Origin of the sequence: Microbacterium mangrovi, from assembly GCF_000802305.1 — a bacterium.
GTDB lineage: Bacteria > Actinomycetota > Actinomycetes > Actinomycetales > Microbacteriaceae > Microbacterium > Microbacterium mangrovi.
In genome coordinates, this window is record NZ_JTDK01000006.1 from 330,169 (window position 1) to 345,124 (window position 14,956).

At 70.5% G+C, this 14,956-nt stretch carries 17 protein-coding genes; 8 read left to right on the forward strand and 9 right to left on the reverse strand.

Annotated features, from left to right (window positions below; translation table 11 throughout):
* The first annotated feature begins 35 nt into the window (after window positions 1-35).
* Genes nadA through LK09_RS05450 form a run of 5 tightly spaced genes read left to right on the forward strand, consistent with a single transcriptional unit; the run spans window position 36 to window position 5,824 of the window.
* Window positions 36-1,379 carry a quinolinate synthase NadA gene (nadA, locus tag LK09_RS05430; protein WP_039396952.1) on the forward strand — a complete coding sequence of 448 codons (1,344 nt, stop codon included), beginning with the start codon at window positions 36-38 and terminating at the stop codon, window positions 1,377-1,379.
* Window positions 1,376-2,905 (forward strand): L-aspartate oxidase, encoded by a 1,530-nt coding sequence (nadB, locus tag LK09_RS05435; RefSeq protein ID WP_039396954.1) that lies wholly within the window; start codon window positions 1,376-1,378, stop codon window positions 2,903-2,905. Before nadA ends, nadB begins: the two co-directional genes overlap by 4 nt.
* The gene (nadC, locus tag LK09_RS05440) at window positions 2,899-3,759 is read left to right on the forward strand and encodes a carboxylating nicotinate-nucleotide diphosphorylase (protein WP_039396956.1); all 861 of its coding nucleotides are present in this window, start codon (window positions 2,899-2,901) and stop codon (window positions 3,757-3,759) included. The genes nadB and nadC overlap by 7 nt, the downstream gene beginning before the upstream one ends.
* A gap of 5 nt (window positions 3,760-3,764) precedes the next feature.
* On the forward strand, window positions 3,765-4,910 hold the full coding sequence (locus LK09_RS05445) for a cysteine desulfurase family protein (RefSeq protein ID WP_407939144.1): 1,146 nt from the start codon (window positions 3,765-3,767) through the stop codon (window positions 4,908-4,910).
* On the forward strand, window positions 4,907-5,824 hold the full coding sequence (locus tag LK09_RS05450; RefSeq protein ID WP_052226439.1) for a glycosyltransferase family 2 protein: 918 nt from the start codon (window positions 4,907-4,909) through the stop codon (window positions 5,822-5,824). The genes LK09_RS05445 and LK09_RS05450 overlap by 4 nt, the downstream gene beginning before the upstream one ends.
* Here LK09_RS05450 and LK09_RS20605 read toward each other — a convergent pair.
* Window positions 5,799-6,440 carry a DUF1345 domain-containing protein gene (locus LK09_RS20605; RefSeq protein WP_231562961.1) on the reverse strand — a complete coding sequence of 214 codons (642 nt, stop codon included), beginning with the start codon at window positions 6,438-6,440 and terminating at the stop codon, window positions 5,799-5,801. The two genes, LK09_RS05450 and LK09_RS20605, sit on opposite strands and share 26 nt — an antisense overlap.
* A 120-nt stretch (window positions 6,441-6,560) precedes the next feature.
* Between LK09_RS20605 and LK09_RS05455 the strand changes: the two genes are divergently transcribed.
* The gene (locus tag LK09_RS05455; protein WP_407939145.1) at window positions 6,561-8,057 is read left to right on the forward strand and encodes an MDR family MFS transporter; all 1,497 of its coding nucleotides are present in this window, start codon (window positions 6,561-6,563) and stop codon (window positions 8,055-8,057) included.
* A 39-nt stretch (window positions 8,058-8,096) separates the two neighbouring features.
* Here the strand turns inward: LK09_RS05455 and LK09_RS21380 are convergent, their stop codons facing one another.
* From LK09_RS21380 to LK09_RS05485, 7 genes are all read right to left on the reverse strand, one after another.
* Window positions 8,097-8,234: a hypothetical protein gene (locus LK09_RS21380; RefSeq protein ID WP_156138650.1), complete on the reverse strand. Its 138-nt coding sequence runs from the start codon at window positions 8,232-8,234 to the stop codon at window positions 8,097-8,099.
* A 49-nt stretch (window positions 8,235-8,283) separates the two neighbouring features.
* Complete coding sequence (locus LK09_RS05460; RefSeq protein WP_039396958.1) at window positions 8,284-8,613, reverse strand: YchJ family protein; 330 nt, start codon at window positions 8,611-8,613, stop codon at window positions 8,284-8,286.
* On the reverse strand, window positions 8,610-8,930 hold the full coding sequence (locus tag LK09_RS05465) for a hypothetical protein (RefSeq protein ID WP_039396960.1): 321 nt from the start codon (window positions 8,928-8,930) through the stop codon (window positions 8,610-8,612). Before LK09_RS05465 ends, LK09_RS05460 begins: the two co-directional genes overlap by 4 nt.
* A gap of 379 nt (window positions 8,931-9,309) precedes the next feature.
* Window positions 9,310-10,062: a hypothetical protein gene (locus LK09_RS05470; RefSeq protein ID WP_156138651.1), complete on the reverse strand. Its 753-nt coding sequence runs from the start codon at window positions 10,060-10,062 to the stop codon at window positions 9,310-9,312.
* 80 nt (window positions 10,063-10,142) lie between these two features.
* The gene (gene ychF, locus LK09_RS05475) at window positions 10,143-11,216 is read right to left on the reverse strand and encodes a redox-regulated ATPase YchF (RefSeq protein WP_039396964.1); all 1,074 of its coding nucleotides are present in this window, start codon (window positions 11,214-11,216) and stop codon (window positions 10,143-10,145) included.
* Window positions 11,217-11,227: 11 nt separating this feature from the next.
* Window positions 11,228-11,992, reverse strand: coding sequence for a class I SAM-dependent methyltransferase (locus LK09_RS05480; RefSeq protein ID WP_039396967.1), 765 nt, complete (start codon window positions 11,990-11,992; stop codon window positions 11,228-11,230).
* 27 nt (window positions 11,993-12,019) lie between these two features.
* Window positions 12,020-12,646 carry a LysE family transporter gene (locus LK09_RS05485; RefSeq protein ID WP_039396968.1) on the reverse strand — a complete coding sequence of 209 codons (627 nt, stop codon included), beginning with the start codon at window positions 12,644-12,646 and terminating at the stop codon, window positions 12,020-12,022.
* A gap of 82 nt (window positions 12,647-12,728) precedes the next feature.
* Here LK09_RS05485 and LK09_RS05490 point away from each other — a divergent pair, with 82 nt between their 5' ends.
* Both LK09_RS05490 and LK09_RS05495 read left to right on the forward strand, forming a co-directional pair.
* On the forward strand, window positions 12,729-13,325 hold the full coding sequence (locus tag LK09_RS05490; protein WP_052226441.1) for an exonuclease domain-containing protein: 597 nt from the start codon (window positions 12,729-12,731) through the stop codon (window positions 13,323-13,325).
* A 46-nt stretch (window positions 13,326-13,371) separates the two neighbouring features.
* Window positions 13,372-14,718: a DNA recombination protein RmuC gene (locus LK09_RS05495; protein WP_039396970.1), complete on the forward strand. Its 1,347-nt coding sequence runs from the start codon at window positions 13,372-13,374 to the stop codon at window positions 14,716-14,718.
* On the opposite strand, the gene LK09_RS05500 is transcribed toward LK09_RS05495, so the two are convergent.
* A complete protein-coding gene (locus tag LK09_RS05500; RefSeq protein WP_052226442.1) occupies window positions 14,671-14,922 on the reverse strand; it encodes a hypothetical protein in 252 nt (83 codons plus the stop codon). The two genes, LK09_RS05495 and LK09_RS05500, sit on opposite strands and share 48 nt — an antisense overlap.
* Window positions 14,923-14,956: the final 34 nt, after the last annotated feature.

The window sequence follows — 14,956 nt, forward strand, 5'->3', positions numbered from 1 at the left end:
CCCTCTCGCACAGAGACCGCAGAATCGAGCAGCACATGTCCCCCACCCCGCTCACCCTCACCCGTGCGGCAGCGTCCGTCGACCGCGAGATCCAGGCCATCGTCGCCGGCTCCGGGACCGGCGCGACCTGTACCACGGACCTCGCCGCGGGCCCCTGGGACTTCGACGCGCGCCCCGGCTACGGCCCGGGTTCGTCGATGGGCGACGTCATCCCGGCCGGCGCGCCCCGTCAGGGGGTGCTGCCGCAGGAGTACCGCGACGCGACCGACGCCGAGCTCTCCGAGCGGATCACGGCCGCCAAGCAGACCCTCGGCGAGCGCGTGGTCGTGCTCGGCCACTTCTATCAGCGCGACGAGGTCGTCCAGCACGCGGACTACGTCGGCGACTCGTTCCAGCTCGCCAACGCGGCCAAGGCCCACACCGACGCCGAGGCGATCGTGTTCTGCGGCGTGCACTTCATGGCCGAGACCGCCGATCTGCTCTCGGGCCCCGACCAGGCCGTGATCCTGCCGAACCTCGCGGCGGGCTGCTCCATGGCCGACATGGCGAGCATCGACGAGGTCGAGGAGTGCTGGGAGCAGCTCGAGGACCTCTACGGCGACCTCGACACGCCCGGTGCCGACGGGCTCGTGCCCGTCGTCCCCGTCACGTACATGAACTCGTCGGCGGCGATCAAGGGATTCGTCGGCCGGCACGGCGGGATCGTCTGCACCTCGTCGAACGCGCGGACCGTCCTGGAGTGGGCGTTCGAGCGCGGACGCCGGGTGCTCTTCTTCCCCGACCAGCACCTCGGCCGCAACACGGCCAAGGCGATGGGGGTGCCGCTGGAGCGGATGCCGCTGTGGAACCCGCGTCGTGAGCTCGGCGGCGCCACCGAGGACGAGCTGCACGATGCGCGGGTCATTCTCTGGCACGGCTTCTGCTCGGTGCACCGGCGCTTCTCGGTGGCGCAGATCGATCAGGCGCGCGCCGAGCACCCGGGCGTGCGCGTCATCGTGCACCCGGAGTGCCCCGCCGACGTGGTGGACGCCGCGGACGAGGCCGGGTCGACCGACTACATCCGCAAGGCGATCGCTGCGGCGACCGAGCCCACCGTCTTCGCCATCGGCACCGAGGTCAACCTCGTCCGGCGCCTGGCGGCCGAATACCCGCAGCACACGATCTTCTGCCTCGACCCGGTCATCTGCCCGTGCTCGACGATGTACCGGATCCACCCCGGGTATCTGGCGTGGGTGCTGGAGAGCCTGGTCGCGGGTGAGATCGTCAACCGCATCCAGGTCCCGGCCGATGTCGCCGACCCGGCCCGGGTCTCTCTCGAGCGCATGCTCGCCGCCAAGCCCCCGGCCGCCCCGGCCGCGGCGTGGGAGAACGCGTCATGACGAGCCCGGTGCACGTCGTCGTGGTCGGTTCCGGCATCGCCGGGCTGACCACCGCGCGCGGCGCCGTCGAGGCCGGATGCACCGTCACGATCGTGACGAAGGGCGTCCTCGAGGACTCGGCGACGGCTGCCGCCCAGGGCGGCATCGCGGCGGCTCTGCGCCCCGGTGACACGTCCGCCGCGCACGCGCACGACACCATGGTCGCCGGCGCGGACCACAACGACCCCCGCGCCGTGGCGGTGCTCACGGGCGAAGGACCCGACCGGGTGCGCGACCTCATCGCGCTCGGGGTGCCCTTCGACCGCGACGACGACGGTGCCCTCCGCTGGGGCCTCGAAGCCGCCCACAGCGCGCCCCGGATCGTCCATGCCGGCGGAGACGCCACCGGCGCCGCGATCGAGCGCACCCTGGCGGCATCCGTCCGCGACAGGCGCATCCGGATCCGCGAGCACGCGTGCCTCGTCGACCTCCTCGTCGAGGACGGCCGGGTGCGCGGCGTCGAGATCCTCGCCGAGGGCCGACGCGAGACGCTCGCTGCGGACGCCGTGGTCCTCGCCACGGGCGGGGCCGGGCAGCTCTACGCGCACACGACCAACCCGGAGGCGGCGACCGGCGACGGGATCGCTGCCGCCGCGCGTGCCGGAGCGGCGGTGCAGGACATGGAGTTCGTCCAGTTCCACCCCACCGTCCTGGCCGTCGGCGCGCCGTTCCTGGTGTCCGAAGCGGTCCGCGGCGAGGGAGCGACCCTCATCGACGACGACGGAGCGCGCTTCGCATTCGAGACGCACCCCGACGGCGAACTCGCCCCGCGCGACGTCGTCACCCGGGCGGTCACCCGCCGCATGGCCGCGCAGGCGGGGCACCCCGTCCGGCTGGATGCCACCCGGCTCGGGGGCGCGTTCCTCCGCCGCCGGTTCCCCACGATCGATGCCGCCGTCCGCGCCCGCGGCCTGGACTGGGGGCTCGAGCCGATCCCGGTGACACCGGCGGCCCACTATCTCATGGGCGGCGTGGTGACCGACCTCGACGGCCGCACCTCGGTGCCCGGCCTCTACGCGGTCGGTGAGACCGCGCGGACGGGCGTGCACGGGGCGAACCGGCTCGCGTCGAACTCGCTGCTCGAAGGTGCGGTGTTCGGCGCTCGCGCCGGCGCCGTCCTCGCCGCCGATGCGGCCGGCGCACGGTGGCCGGTCGCCACGACGCCGCGGGTCGCGCCGCTGCCCGCCCCGGCGGTCGACGCTGCGCCGTTCTCGCGCGCCGCGCTTCAGCAGCTCATGTGGGAGGACGCCGGCGCCCTGCGGACGCGCGCCGGGCTCGACCGGGCGGCCGCTGTGCTGTCGGCCTGGAGCGCCCACCCGCTCCCCCGCCGCACGGTGGCGGAGGTGGAGGATGCCGACCTCCTCGACGTGGCCGTGCTCGTCGTGGATGCGGCACGGCGTCGCCGGGTGTCGCTGGGCGCCCATCATCTGGCCGACGCGGATCCCGTGCGTCTGTCGCCCGATCGGGAGCTGGTGACCGCATGCTGACCGCAGCCGTGCTCGAGCGCGGCGTCCGCGCGGCCCTCGACGAGGACGCCCCGTGGGGCGACGCCACCTGCGAGGCCCTCATCCCGGAGGATGCCGAGGCCACCGCGCTGCTGGTGGCCCGCGAACCCGGGATCTTCTCCGGGGGCGCGGTCTTCGCCGCCGCGTTCCGCCTCACCGACCCCGCGATCACGGTCGTGCCCGCCATCGCGGACGCGCAGCTCTTCGCGGCCGGCGACGTGCTGGCCACAGTGGTGGGCCCAGCCCGCGGCGTGCTGACCGCCGAGCGGGTAGCGCTGAACTTCACCCAGCGGATGTGCGGGATCGCCACTCTCACCGCCGCGTACGTCGCCGAGGTGTCGCACACCCGCGCGCGGATCGCGGACACCCGCAAGACCACGCCGGGGCTTCGCGCGTTCGAGCGGCAGGCGGTGCGCGACGGCGGCGGCCACAATCACCGCCGCACCCTGTCCGACGCCGTCATGGCGAAGGACAACCACCTCGCCGTGCTCACCCGCCGCGGACTGTCGGTGACCGAGGCCCTGCAGTCGGCGATCGCCTCGCTTCCGCACACGACGCACGTCGAGGTGGAAGTCGACCGACTCGACCAGATCGAGCCCGTGCTCGCCGCAGGGATCGGCACGATCATGCTCGACAACTTCTCTCTCGACGAGCTGCGGGCCGGCGTCGCGCAGGTCGACGGTCGCGCGATCGTCGAGGCGTCCGGCGGCGTGAACCTCGACACGGTGCGCGCCATCGCCGAGACGGGCGTCGACGTCATCTCGGTCGGCGCGCTCACGCACTCCGCCCGCGCGCTCGATCTCGGTCTCGACATCCGCATCGACGAACGCGGTTGATACGCATGCCCCTGCGCTACCTCGATCACGCCGCCACCGGGCCCGTCCGGCCCGAGGTGGTCGCCGCGATGGCGCCCTACCTGACCGAGCGGTACGGCAATCCGTCGAGTCACCACACCGTCGGCGAGCAGGCCGCCGCCGCCCTGGAAGACGCCCGGGCCCGGATCGCGCACATCATCGGGGTGCGGCGCGGCGACGTGGTCTTCACGTCGGGCGGGACCGAGGCCGACAATCTCGCCGTGAAGGGTCTCGCCCTGGGGGCGATGCTGCGGCGCGGCGCCCGCCACGTCGTGACCTCCGCGATCGAGCACGAAGCCGTTCTCGCGTCGTGCGACCATCTGACCCGCCTGCACGGGTTCGACGTCACGATCCTCCCGGTCGACGCCGGCGGCCTCGTGGATCCGGACACCCTCGCGGCGGCGCTCCGCGACGACACCGCGGTGGTGTCGATCGGCTACGCCAACAACGAGATCGGCACGGTGCAGGACATCCCGGCGCTGGCCGCTGTCGCGCGCGCACGCGGCGTGCCGTTCCACACCGACGCCGTCCAGGCGGCCGGATGGCTGCCGCTGCACGGCACCGGCGCGGACGCCCTGTCGATCGCCGGACACAAGGTCGGGGCGCCGCAGGGGACAGGCACTCTCGTCGTCCGCGGCCGGCTTCCTCTGGAGCCGGTGATGCACGGCGGCGGGCAGGAACGCGGGCGGCGCAGCGGTACGCAGGATGTCGCCGGCGCCGTCGCCCTCGCGACCGCCCTGGAACTCGCCGAAGCGGAGCGCGCGGAGGATGCCGTCCAGGTCGCCGCCGTCCGCGACGCGTTCATCCGGCGGGTGCTGGAGACGGTCCCGAACGCCCGCCTGACCGGGCATCCCACTCGCCGACTGCCGGGCAGCGCGTCGTTCACGTTCGCGGGCACGAGCGGCGAGGCCGTTCTCCTGGAACTCGAGCGCCGCGGTGTGGTGACCTCGAGCGGCTCGGCCTGTGCCGCGGGCAGCGACGAGCCGTCGCACGTGCTCGTCGCGCTGGGCATCCCACCGGAAGTGGCGCAGACGGCGGTGCGGTTCACCTTCCCGCACGGACTGCGCATGTCGCTGGATGACGTCGCCGAGAGCGTCGCGGCATCCGTCCGGGCCGTACAATCCCACGGGTGACCACTCCCCCCGGCCCCGCCGTCACCGTGATCGTGCCCGGCTACGACGTCGCCCCGTACGTCCCCGAGGCGCTCGCATCACTGCGCGCCCAGACGCGCACGGACTGGCGCGCCATCCTCGTCGACGATGCGTCCACCGACGGCACCGGTGCGCTGTTCGATGCCGCCGCCGCCGAGGACGACCGATTCCAGGTGATCCACCACGACCGGCGGCGCGGGCTCTCGGCGGCGCGCAACTCGGGCCTGGAGCTCGTCGAGACCCCGTTCGTGGGATTCCTCGACGCCGATGACCGCATGCGCCCCACCGCGCTGGCACGTCTGGTCGGCACCATCGAGCGGACGGGCAGCGACGCGGTCGCCGGCGCCTACGTGCGGCTGCGTCCCACGGCGTCCGGAGAATACTCGTCCGGCGAAGTCCAGCCGTGGGTCGCGGCGGCGACGGCACCGGAGCGCACCGCCACGTCGCTCGCGGAGCACCCGGACGCCTCGGGCAACATCGTCGCCTGGTCGAAGGTGAGCCGTATGGATCTGTGGCACCGCACCGGGCTGCGTTTTCCGGACGGGCGCCTCTACGAGGACCAGATCGTCGCGCAGCAGCTGTACACCCACGCGTCCGCGTTCGACGTCATCCCGGACGTCGTCGTGGAATGGCGTGAGCGGGCCGACGGCAGCTCGATCACCCAGGGCAAGGACACCCTCCCGGTGCTGCGGGAGTATCTCGCGGCCCTGCGCGCCGGCATCGAGGTGCTGCAGCACGCGGGCATGGCGGACGCGGTGGCCTCCCGCGTGCGCCTCATCCGGGCGATGGACCTGCCGCCGCTGGCGGCCATCGCCGAGACTCACCCGGATCCCGCCTACGCCGCGGAGCTTCGCGGGTTCACGGAGTGGCTCAGCCGAGTCCTGCCAGCAGATTGATGACGCTCGCCAGGATGACGGCGCCGAACAGGTAGCCCAGGAGCGACTGGGCGATGACCACGCGGCGGATGTCGTTGCGCGTCACGTTGGTGTCGGCGATCTGGTAGGTGAGGCCCACGTCGAAGGAGATGTAGGCGAAGTCCGTGTACATCGGGTCCTCCTCCTGGTTGAACTGGATCCCGCCGACCGGGTCCGTGTAATAGACGTGCGCGAGGCGCAGGGTGTAGTCCGTCTGGATGAGCGCCCAGGATGCCGCGACGCTCACGAGCGCGATGAGCGCCAGGATGAAGCCCATCGGCGCCGGAGCGGACTTCGCCTCGACGAGGACCACTCCGACGGCGCCGAGGCTCACGACGCTGCCGACGGTCGCGATGAGACGCGCCAGATGGCGGCCGGGGTCCTCCGCGGTCGCATGGGCGCGCGTCTGCACCGCGCCCATCGGCCAGATCAGCCCGAGGACCCAGGTCGTGTTGACGGCGGCGAGGATCGCCCAGCCGCACAGGAGTCCCGCCGCGACGCCCAGGAACGGGATGACGACCGCCGCCGCGATGGTGCCGGCCACGAGCGAGACGAGGAATCGCGTGCGCACCTGATGGTGCAGCGGAACAGTGGGCACGGAATCATCCGGGGACATATCAGAATGGTTTCATGCGATCGCGGAATGCGATGTCGGAACCCGCTGTTATCTTGCGTGTGCCGCACCGCGCGGCTTCCTACGCTTCCAGAGGAGACGACCGTGGCCGCCACCGCTGACACCGCACTGAACCCCGAGACCGGATCCACCCCCGTCCGCAGCGGAGGCGTGGGCCTCGCGCCACGTGAAGCCCGGGTGATCTGGCTCTTGCTGGCCGCGGCCTTCGTCGCGATCCTCAACGAGACCACGATGGGCGTCGCGATCCCGCACCTCATCAACGATCTGTCGATCACCGCCAACCAGGCGCAGTGGCTGACGACCGGCTTCATGCTCACCATGGCGATCGTGATTCCGATCACCGGGTTCCTGCTGCAGCGCTTCACGACGCGTGCGGTGTTCGTCACCGCGATGAGCCTCTTCTCGCTCGGAACGCTCATCGCCCTCGTCTCCCCCGGCTTCGGGATGCTGCTGGCGGCGCGCGTCGTGCAGGCGTCCGGCACGGCGATCATGATGCCGCTTCTGATGACGACGCTCATGACCGTCGTGCCGCCGGCGCAGCGCGGGCGCATGATGGGCCGCGTCACCATCGTGATCTCGCTCGCCCCCGCCATCGGCCCCACCCTGTCCGGCCTGCTGCTGGATCACCTCAACTGGCGCTGGATCTTCGCGATCGTCCTGCCCATCGCGCTCGTCACCCTCGCGGTCGGCGCTCGCTGGGTGCACAACCTCGGTGAGAAGACCCACGCGCCCATCGACGTGCTGTCGATCATCCTGTCGGCGTTCGGGTTCGGCGGCCTCGTCTTCGGTCTCAGCCAGATCGGCGAGGTCGCGCGCTCCACCGCGGGCGACGGAGTCGCAGTGACCACGCTCGCCGTCTCGCTCGGTATCGGCGTGATCGCACTGGGCCTTTTCGTCTGGCGTCAGCTCGTCCTGCAGCGCCGCGATGACGCGCTGCTCGACCTGCGCGTCTTCCGCTCCGCGAACTTCTCGCTGTCGATCGCCCAGATGGCGCTCATGTCGGTGGCCTTCTTCGGGGCGATCACGGTGCTCCCGCTGTACCTGCAGAACGTCGTCGGCGCCGACGGAACGGTGACCGGGCTCGTGCTGCTGCCGGGTGCGCTCGCCATGGGGCTGGCCGGTCCGGTGATCGGTCGCATCTACGACCGCCGCGGAACCCGCGTGCTGCTCGTGCCCGGTGCCGTCATCACCAGCGCGATGCTGTGGGTCCTTTCGAGCGTGGGCGCGTCGACGAGCGTCTGGATCATCGCGGGCGTGCAGACCGTGCTCTCGATCGGGCTCGCACTGTCGTTCACGCCGCTGTTCACCGCGTCCCTGGCGTCGTTGCAGCCCCGCTTCTACTCGTATGGCAGCGCGGTGCTGGGCACCGTGCAGCAGGTCGCCGGGGCGGCCGGCATCGCGCTGATGATCACCGTGTTCTCCGCGGTTTCCGCATCGCACGGCGGGAGCCCGGTGGATGCCGGAGCCGCCGGAGCGCGTGCAGCCTTCCTCATCGCCGCGATCGCGTCGCTGCCGCTCATCGTCGGTGCGTTCCTGATCCGCAAGCCGGCCGACGACCTCGAAGCGGCGCCGGTTCACTGACGAATCGTCCGGCCCGGCCACGCCGGGTCGGACGCGGTCTCAGAGCGGCGTGCAGGTCCCGTCGAGGGAGCACGTCGCACCGTCCGCGATCATGCTGAGCGGCGACGGCAGCGGCGGAGCCTGAAGCGGCGGGGCGGCAGCGGGCTCGGTCTGATCGGCATGCTCGGTGGCGGACATGGATCCATGCTACGTCCGCTCGACCAGCCGGGGTCGAGACGCCTGCGGGTCACTCGTCGCGGATGTCGCCGTCCACGTAGAACCAGCGGTCGCCTTCCCGGACGAAACGCGACCGCTCGTGGAGCACGCCGACTCCGCCGTCATCCTGCAGATACGTGGCACGGAACTCGACCACGCCTGCGCTGTCCGTTGCTCCCCCGCTTGCGGTGTCGACGATCTGCAGACCTCGCCACCGCGGGTTGTCGGTGAGGTCGAGCGACCGCGGACGCGTCGACGGATGCCACGTGCGCAGCAGCCAATCGGCATCCCCTCGTTTGAATGCCGCGAAGCGCGACCGCATGAGACCCTCGGCGGTGGACGGTTCGTCCGGTTCGGTCACAGCTCGACCCGCCGGCCGACGCCCATCTGCTCGGACTCGGTGTCCGTGACGACCGCGTACACGCCTTCCGGCACGCCCGGCAGGTCCGCGATCCGCCGCGCAAGAGCGATCAGCTCGGATTCCGGTGCCTGCCACACGAAGAAGAGGTATTCGTCGTCGAGTTCTTCCCCGTCATCGAACGTCTCGCCCCGGCCCGAATCCTCGAGGCCCTGGAGGAACTCCTCGACGGTCTCGATCCACGGGAACGGATACTCGTCCGCGCTCACCCCCGGCTGGGGAACGAGGGGCACATGTACTTCGACCACGAGCTCGGTCATGAGGTTCCTGTGTTCCTTTGCAGTACGGAGAGGAGGGCTCTGTCCAGACTACGCACGGCGGGATGCAGCGACCGAACCGGCTGGGTCGACGGGACGGACCCGCGACAACTCCGACGCAGATCGGTGACGCCGGTCCTGTCAACCGATCATGTCGAGCCGCCTCCCTGTAGACAAGTCGCGGCGCAGAGGCGCATATCCACAGAGTCCCGGCGGCGAACACAGGCATGATTCCGCCCTGGGCGCAAGCCGCGACGCAAATACGCGACGCGTTCGGGCCAGCAAATCAACGACCTGTGCGGTCCAGGTGAGATCCTCGGAGCCGTCGATGGGACGCTTCGCGTCCCGGAACTCGGCCCCGTCGCGAGCGCCGACGCTGAGGTCAGGAGAAGAGCTGGCGTAGCGCGTCGAGGTCGCCCGAGTCGACCACCTTCTGGATTGCGTTGATGGTGCCCTGGTTCGCGAACATGCCCTTGAGCGTGTCATTCCAGATCGCTCGCACAGCGTCGATGTCGCCCGCATCGACTGCTGCGCCCGCGGACTCGATCGCCCGCTGGTAGGGGATCTGCTTGAACCCGGCTCCCGCGTCCATCGGGCTGAAGTACGGCACCCAGGGAGTGTCGGGATTGGGGTTGAGCCACAGCACCTGCCCTGACTGAATCATGCGCACGTGGTTCATCGAGTCGAGGTTCGGGTACGCACACAGCCGTTCTGCAATCACGGCCTCGACGTCGCCGGGAGCGACGGTGTATGTCGAGGGATTGCCGTGGTCATCGAGCGTCACCTTGCCGCGCGCGAACTCTCGTGTGCCGAGATCCCGGAGAGGCGACTGTCGCGCCCAGCTCCAGTCATCGGTGGAGCTGACGACCTCGGACATGCCGTCGCAGGTTGCCGGCTCGGTCGATTCCGGCGTCGGAGTGGCCTCGGTCGCCGGCTTGGCGGCAGCCGGAGTGGATGCCTCGGGCGTCGGCCCGGCGTCGGGTGCGGTGGCGGTGCATCCGGCAAGTGCGAGAGTGGCCAGTGCGAGGGCGGTGAAGGTGGTCCTGACCTTGGCTGTGGACATGACGCTCATGTTGGCAGATCGTCGTTCCAGCTCATACTGCGTCTGCAGATTGAGCCAGAACTGCGGTGCCACTCAGAAGTGGCGCCCGAGCCGAAGCGCGATGTCTGCCGTGATCGCGCGCTTGCGTGCACGATCTCGTTGATTCGAGGCGCCTAATTGTTGAAGCGGAACTCCACCACGTCGCCGTCCTGCATGACGTAGTCCTTGCCCTCGAGTCGCGCCTTGCCGTGCGCCCGTGCCTCGGCCACCGACCCGAGCTCGAGGAGGTCATCGAACGAGATGACCTCGGCCTTGATGAAGCCCTTCTCGAAGTCCGTGTGGATCACGCCGGCAGCCTGGGGGGCCTTCCAGCCCTTGTGAATCGTCCACGCCCGGGCTTCCTTGGGGCCGGCCGTCAGGTACGTCTGCAGACCGAGCGTGTCGAAGCCGATCCGCGCGAGCTGATCGAGGCCGGATTCGTCCTGACCGGTGGAGGCGAGCAGCTCGGCGGCGTCCTCCGGGTCGAGGTCGATGAGCTCCGACTCGATCTTCGCGTCCAGGAAGACAGCCTGCGCAGGCGCCACGAGAGCGGCGAGTTCCGCCTTGCGGTCGGCATCCGTCAGCACCGCCTCGTCGACGTTGAAGACGAAGATGAACGGTTTCGCCGACAGCAGTCCGAGTTCGCGGATCGGCGTCAGGTCCAGGCCGGATGCCGACAGCAGGATGCCTCGTTCGAGCGAGTCCTTGGCAGCGATCGCCGTCTCGAGGACGACCGGCTCGGTCTTGCGGCCGCGCACCTCCTTCTCGTAGCGGGCGATCGCCTTCTCGAGGGTCTGGAGATCGGCGAGCATGAGCTCCGCGTTGATGGTCTCGAGGTCGTTCTGCGGGTTGACGGCACCGTCCACGTGCACCACGTCGTCATCGGCGAAACCGCGTACGACCTGGGCGATGGCGTCAGCCTCACGGATGTTCGCGAGGAACTGATTGCCCAGCCCCTCCCCCTCGGAGGCGCCCCGCACGATGCCGGCGATGTCGACGAACGACACCGACGCGGGCACGAGGCGCTCGCTGTGGAACACGTCGGCGAGCTGCTGAAGCCGCGCGTCCGGCAGATTCACGACCCCGATGTTGGGCTCGATCGTCGCGAACGGGTAGTTCGCCGCGAGCACCTGGTTCTTGGTCAGGGCGTTGAAGAGGGTGGACTTGCCGACGTTGGGCAGTCCGACGATTCCGATGGTGAGAGCCACGGGAATCCAGTCTACGAGACGGACGGCTCCGAACCCGCCTCGCGGCGTGCGCGGAACGCCTTGGTCACGTAGGGCAGCTCGACGGTTTCGGCATCCACGGCTCCGATCTCGTCGAAGAGGCCACCGAGCTCGGACTCGATCCGAGCACGTTCGGCGGGTTCGGCGGTGATGATGTAGCTGCGTGAACGCACCATGGCGAACAGCTGTTGCCTCGTCATCCTCCTGCGCCAGCCGAAGGTGCGCGTTTCCGGGCGGGTGAACGGCGCCGCGATCTCCGGCCCCTCGTCCGCGAGCATCTGCTCCGCCGAGCTGGGGTGCATGATCGCCGTCATCCGGGCCACCCACGGCACGCTTTCGTCGCGGAGGTTCCAGATGAGACCGAGGCTCCCACCCGGGCGGAGCACGCGACCGGCCTCGGCGCACGCCTCGGCCACGCGCACCCAGTGCCATGCCTGCCCGAACACGAGCGCATCGGCTGACGCGTCGTCGAGCGGCAGCTGCTCCGCGGTCCCCACGAACGCCGGGACACCGGGCAGCGCCGTCTGCAACGCGCGCAGCATCCCGGCATCCGGATCGACCGCGACGGCGTCCGCGCCCAGGTCGACGAGCGTCCGCGTGAGCTTGCCGGTTCCCGCGCCGACGTCGGCCACCCGGGGGTGCTCTCCCAGCCCGTCGAGCAGGAAGCGGACCGCATCGGCGGGGTATCCCGGGCGACCTGCCTCGTAGTCCCCCGCTGCGCCCCCGAAGGAGCGGGCCATCTCATCGCGCGTCGCCATGGTCCTGACAGTAATCGGCCGACGGTCTCAGTGGATGAACAGGAGGAGCGCCGCCACACCGATGAACAGCGAGCCGAAGATCGTGTTCAGGATCCGCTGGCCGGGCATCGTGCGAGCGAACCGGCCGAACGGCTTCGCCGCGAGGGCGAAGAAGAACCACATCACGATGACGTCGACCACGATGGTCGTGACGATGAGGATGAGGTACTGCGGAAGAGCCGGTCTACCGAGGTCGATGAACTGCGGCACGAAGGCCACGAAGAACACGATCGCCTTCGGGTTGAGCAGGTTCACCCAGAATCCACGGCGGATCATCGACAGGGCGCTCTCCGGCCGGCGCGGGGTGTCATCGTCCTCGGCGACCGCGACCGGCCGCGCCAGGATCAGCCGCACCCCGAGGTACACCAGGTAGGCCGCGCCGAGATACCGGATCACCCCGAAGAGCAGAGGCGAGCGCGCCACCAGCAGGCCGAGCCCTGCCGCCACGATGACGACGTGCACGACGAGTGCCAGCTGCTGGCCGACGACCCCCCAGATCGAGCGCCGCCACCCCTCGTTGAGGGAGTTCGTCATCGTGTTGACGGCTCCGGCCCCGGGAGTGAAGCTGATCACGATGCAGGCGGTCAGCAGGGAGATCCAGACGGTCAGAGTCACTCGCTCAATTGTATGAGGGCGCGGCGGCCCGGACCGCGGCGCGCCTCCCGGCCGAGCGTCTCCCGGCGGCGAGGCTTGTCTCATGCCCCTGGATTTCACTGCGATCGATTTCGAGACAGCGAACTCCAGCAACGCCTCCGCCTGCGCGGTCGGCCTGGTGCGCGTCCGCGCGGGTCGCGTCGTCGCCCGCACTGGGTGGCTCATCCGTCCGCCGGCCGGCCACGACGCGTTCTTCGACATCAACGTCGGCATCCACGGAATCCGTCCGGCGGACGTCGCCCGGGCTGCGACCTGGACCCGGCAGCTCCCGGCGCTCACCGCATTCGCGGGAACCGACGTGCTCGTCGCACACAACGCGGGCTTCGACATGGCGGTGCTCCGCTCCAGCTGCGACGCGACCGGCGCGGAGGTCCCGGAGTACCGCTACCTCTGCAGCGTAAAGGTCTCGCGGAAGACCTACGACATCCCGTCGCACCGGCTGCCTCTGGCTGCCGCCGCGGCCGGACACCGCGAGTTCGCCCACCACGACGCCACGGAGGATGCCGAAGCGTGCGCGGCCATCATCATCGACGCCGCCCGCCGGGCGCAGGCGACGACGATCGGCGAGCTCGCGGCTGCGCACGCCCTGCCGTTCGGGACGATCGGCGCCGGCCGGAATCGGGCCGCGGTGGCCGCCTGACCGGCGCGAACCCTCCGATGTCGGACCCTGCTGTCATGCTGTGGCCATGGACGCACTGACAGTTCTGCTGCTGGTCATCGGATGCCTCATCGCGGGCGCCGTCGCCGGCTGGGCGTTCGCGCTCGCCCGCGCCGGAGAACGCGCGGCCCGCGAACGCGCGGCGTTCGGCGAACGTGCCGCCGCCGCCGAAGCGGAGGCCGCGGCTCTTCGCGCAGAGCTCGATCACCAGCGGCAGGCCGCGCGCGACATGGCCGCCGCCGCCCGCGCAGATGACGCGCTGCGCGAAGAGCGCGAGCGCCGCGAGCAGAGCGTGCTGCGGGCCCTCGCCCCGGTCCAGGAGTCGCTCGACGCGATGCAGCGCAAGGTGGTGGACCTCGAACGAGATCGGCACCACCAATACGGAGCCCTGGCAGAACAGCTCCGCGCCCAGCACGACGCCGGCGAAGCACTGCGGGCGACGACAGAATCCCTTGCCGGTGCCCTGCGCTCGGGCGCCACCCGGGGCGTGTGGGGCGAGACGCAGCTGCGCCGGGTCGTCGAAGCCGCGGGCCTCACCCGATACGTCGACTTCGACCTGCAGACCTCGATCACGTCCGATTCCGGCGCCGGGCGCCCCGACATGATCATCCGGCTCCCCGGCGACAAGGCGCTCGCCGTCGACGCCAAGGCCCCCCTCGACGCCTACCTCGAAGCGAGCGCCATCCCGCTCACCGCCCAGGGCACCGAGCTGCAGAGGCGCCGCGAACTGCTCGCTCGCCATGTGAAGGCCGTGCGAAGCCACATCGACGCCCTCGCCCGCAAGACCTACTGGCTCGGTCTCAGCTCGAGTCCCGAGTTCGTCATCTGCTTCATCCCGAGCGAGTCCCTGCTCGCCGCCGCGCTCGAAGAAGATCCGTCACTGCTCGACTACGCGTTCTCCAAGCGTGTCGCCCTGGCTTCGCCGGTCAACCTCTGGGCTGTGCTCAAGACCGTCGCGTACACGTGGACACAGCAGGACGTCTCCGCCCAGGCACGCGAGCTCTTCGACCTCGGCACCGAGCTGTACCGGCGGCTCGGCGCACTCGCCGGCCACGCCGACAAGATGCGACGGGCCATCGAACGCACCGTGGATGCCTACAACGGCTTCGTCGGCTCCCTCGAGTCCCGCGTGCTCACGACGGCACGGCGCTTCCCCGGCATCGACGAGGCGAGCATCGACGCGCTGGTGCCGGTGACACCGATCGACAAGCAGCCACGGCGCGTCACGGCACCGGAGCTTCTCGACGGTGTGCTCGACGAGGAGCAGTCAACGACGCTGGCCGAGGTGGGCGACCTCCGTGCACGACTCGCCGACGAGGAACCGTGGTCAGTGCCCGCCCGGCACGAAGTTGAGCAGCAGAACCGCACCGACTGAGACGAAGAGGAACGCGCCGATCATCCACCAGGCGCTCACCGGCTGATTCGGCTCACGCCGCACGCGGAAGAGCACGTCAGGCCGCCGAGCCGGATCCACCGGCGGTGTCGGGGTGGCGGCGGCACCCGTCCGGCGGGCCAGAGCATCGGCGATGACCGCCTGTGCGCCGGTGCGGGGCGAACTGTCGGAGTCCGGCTGCGTCATGTCATTCTCCTGCCGTGTCGACGAGTCCACCATC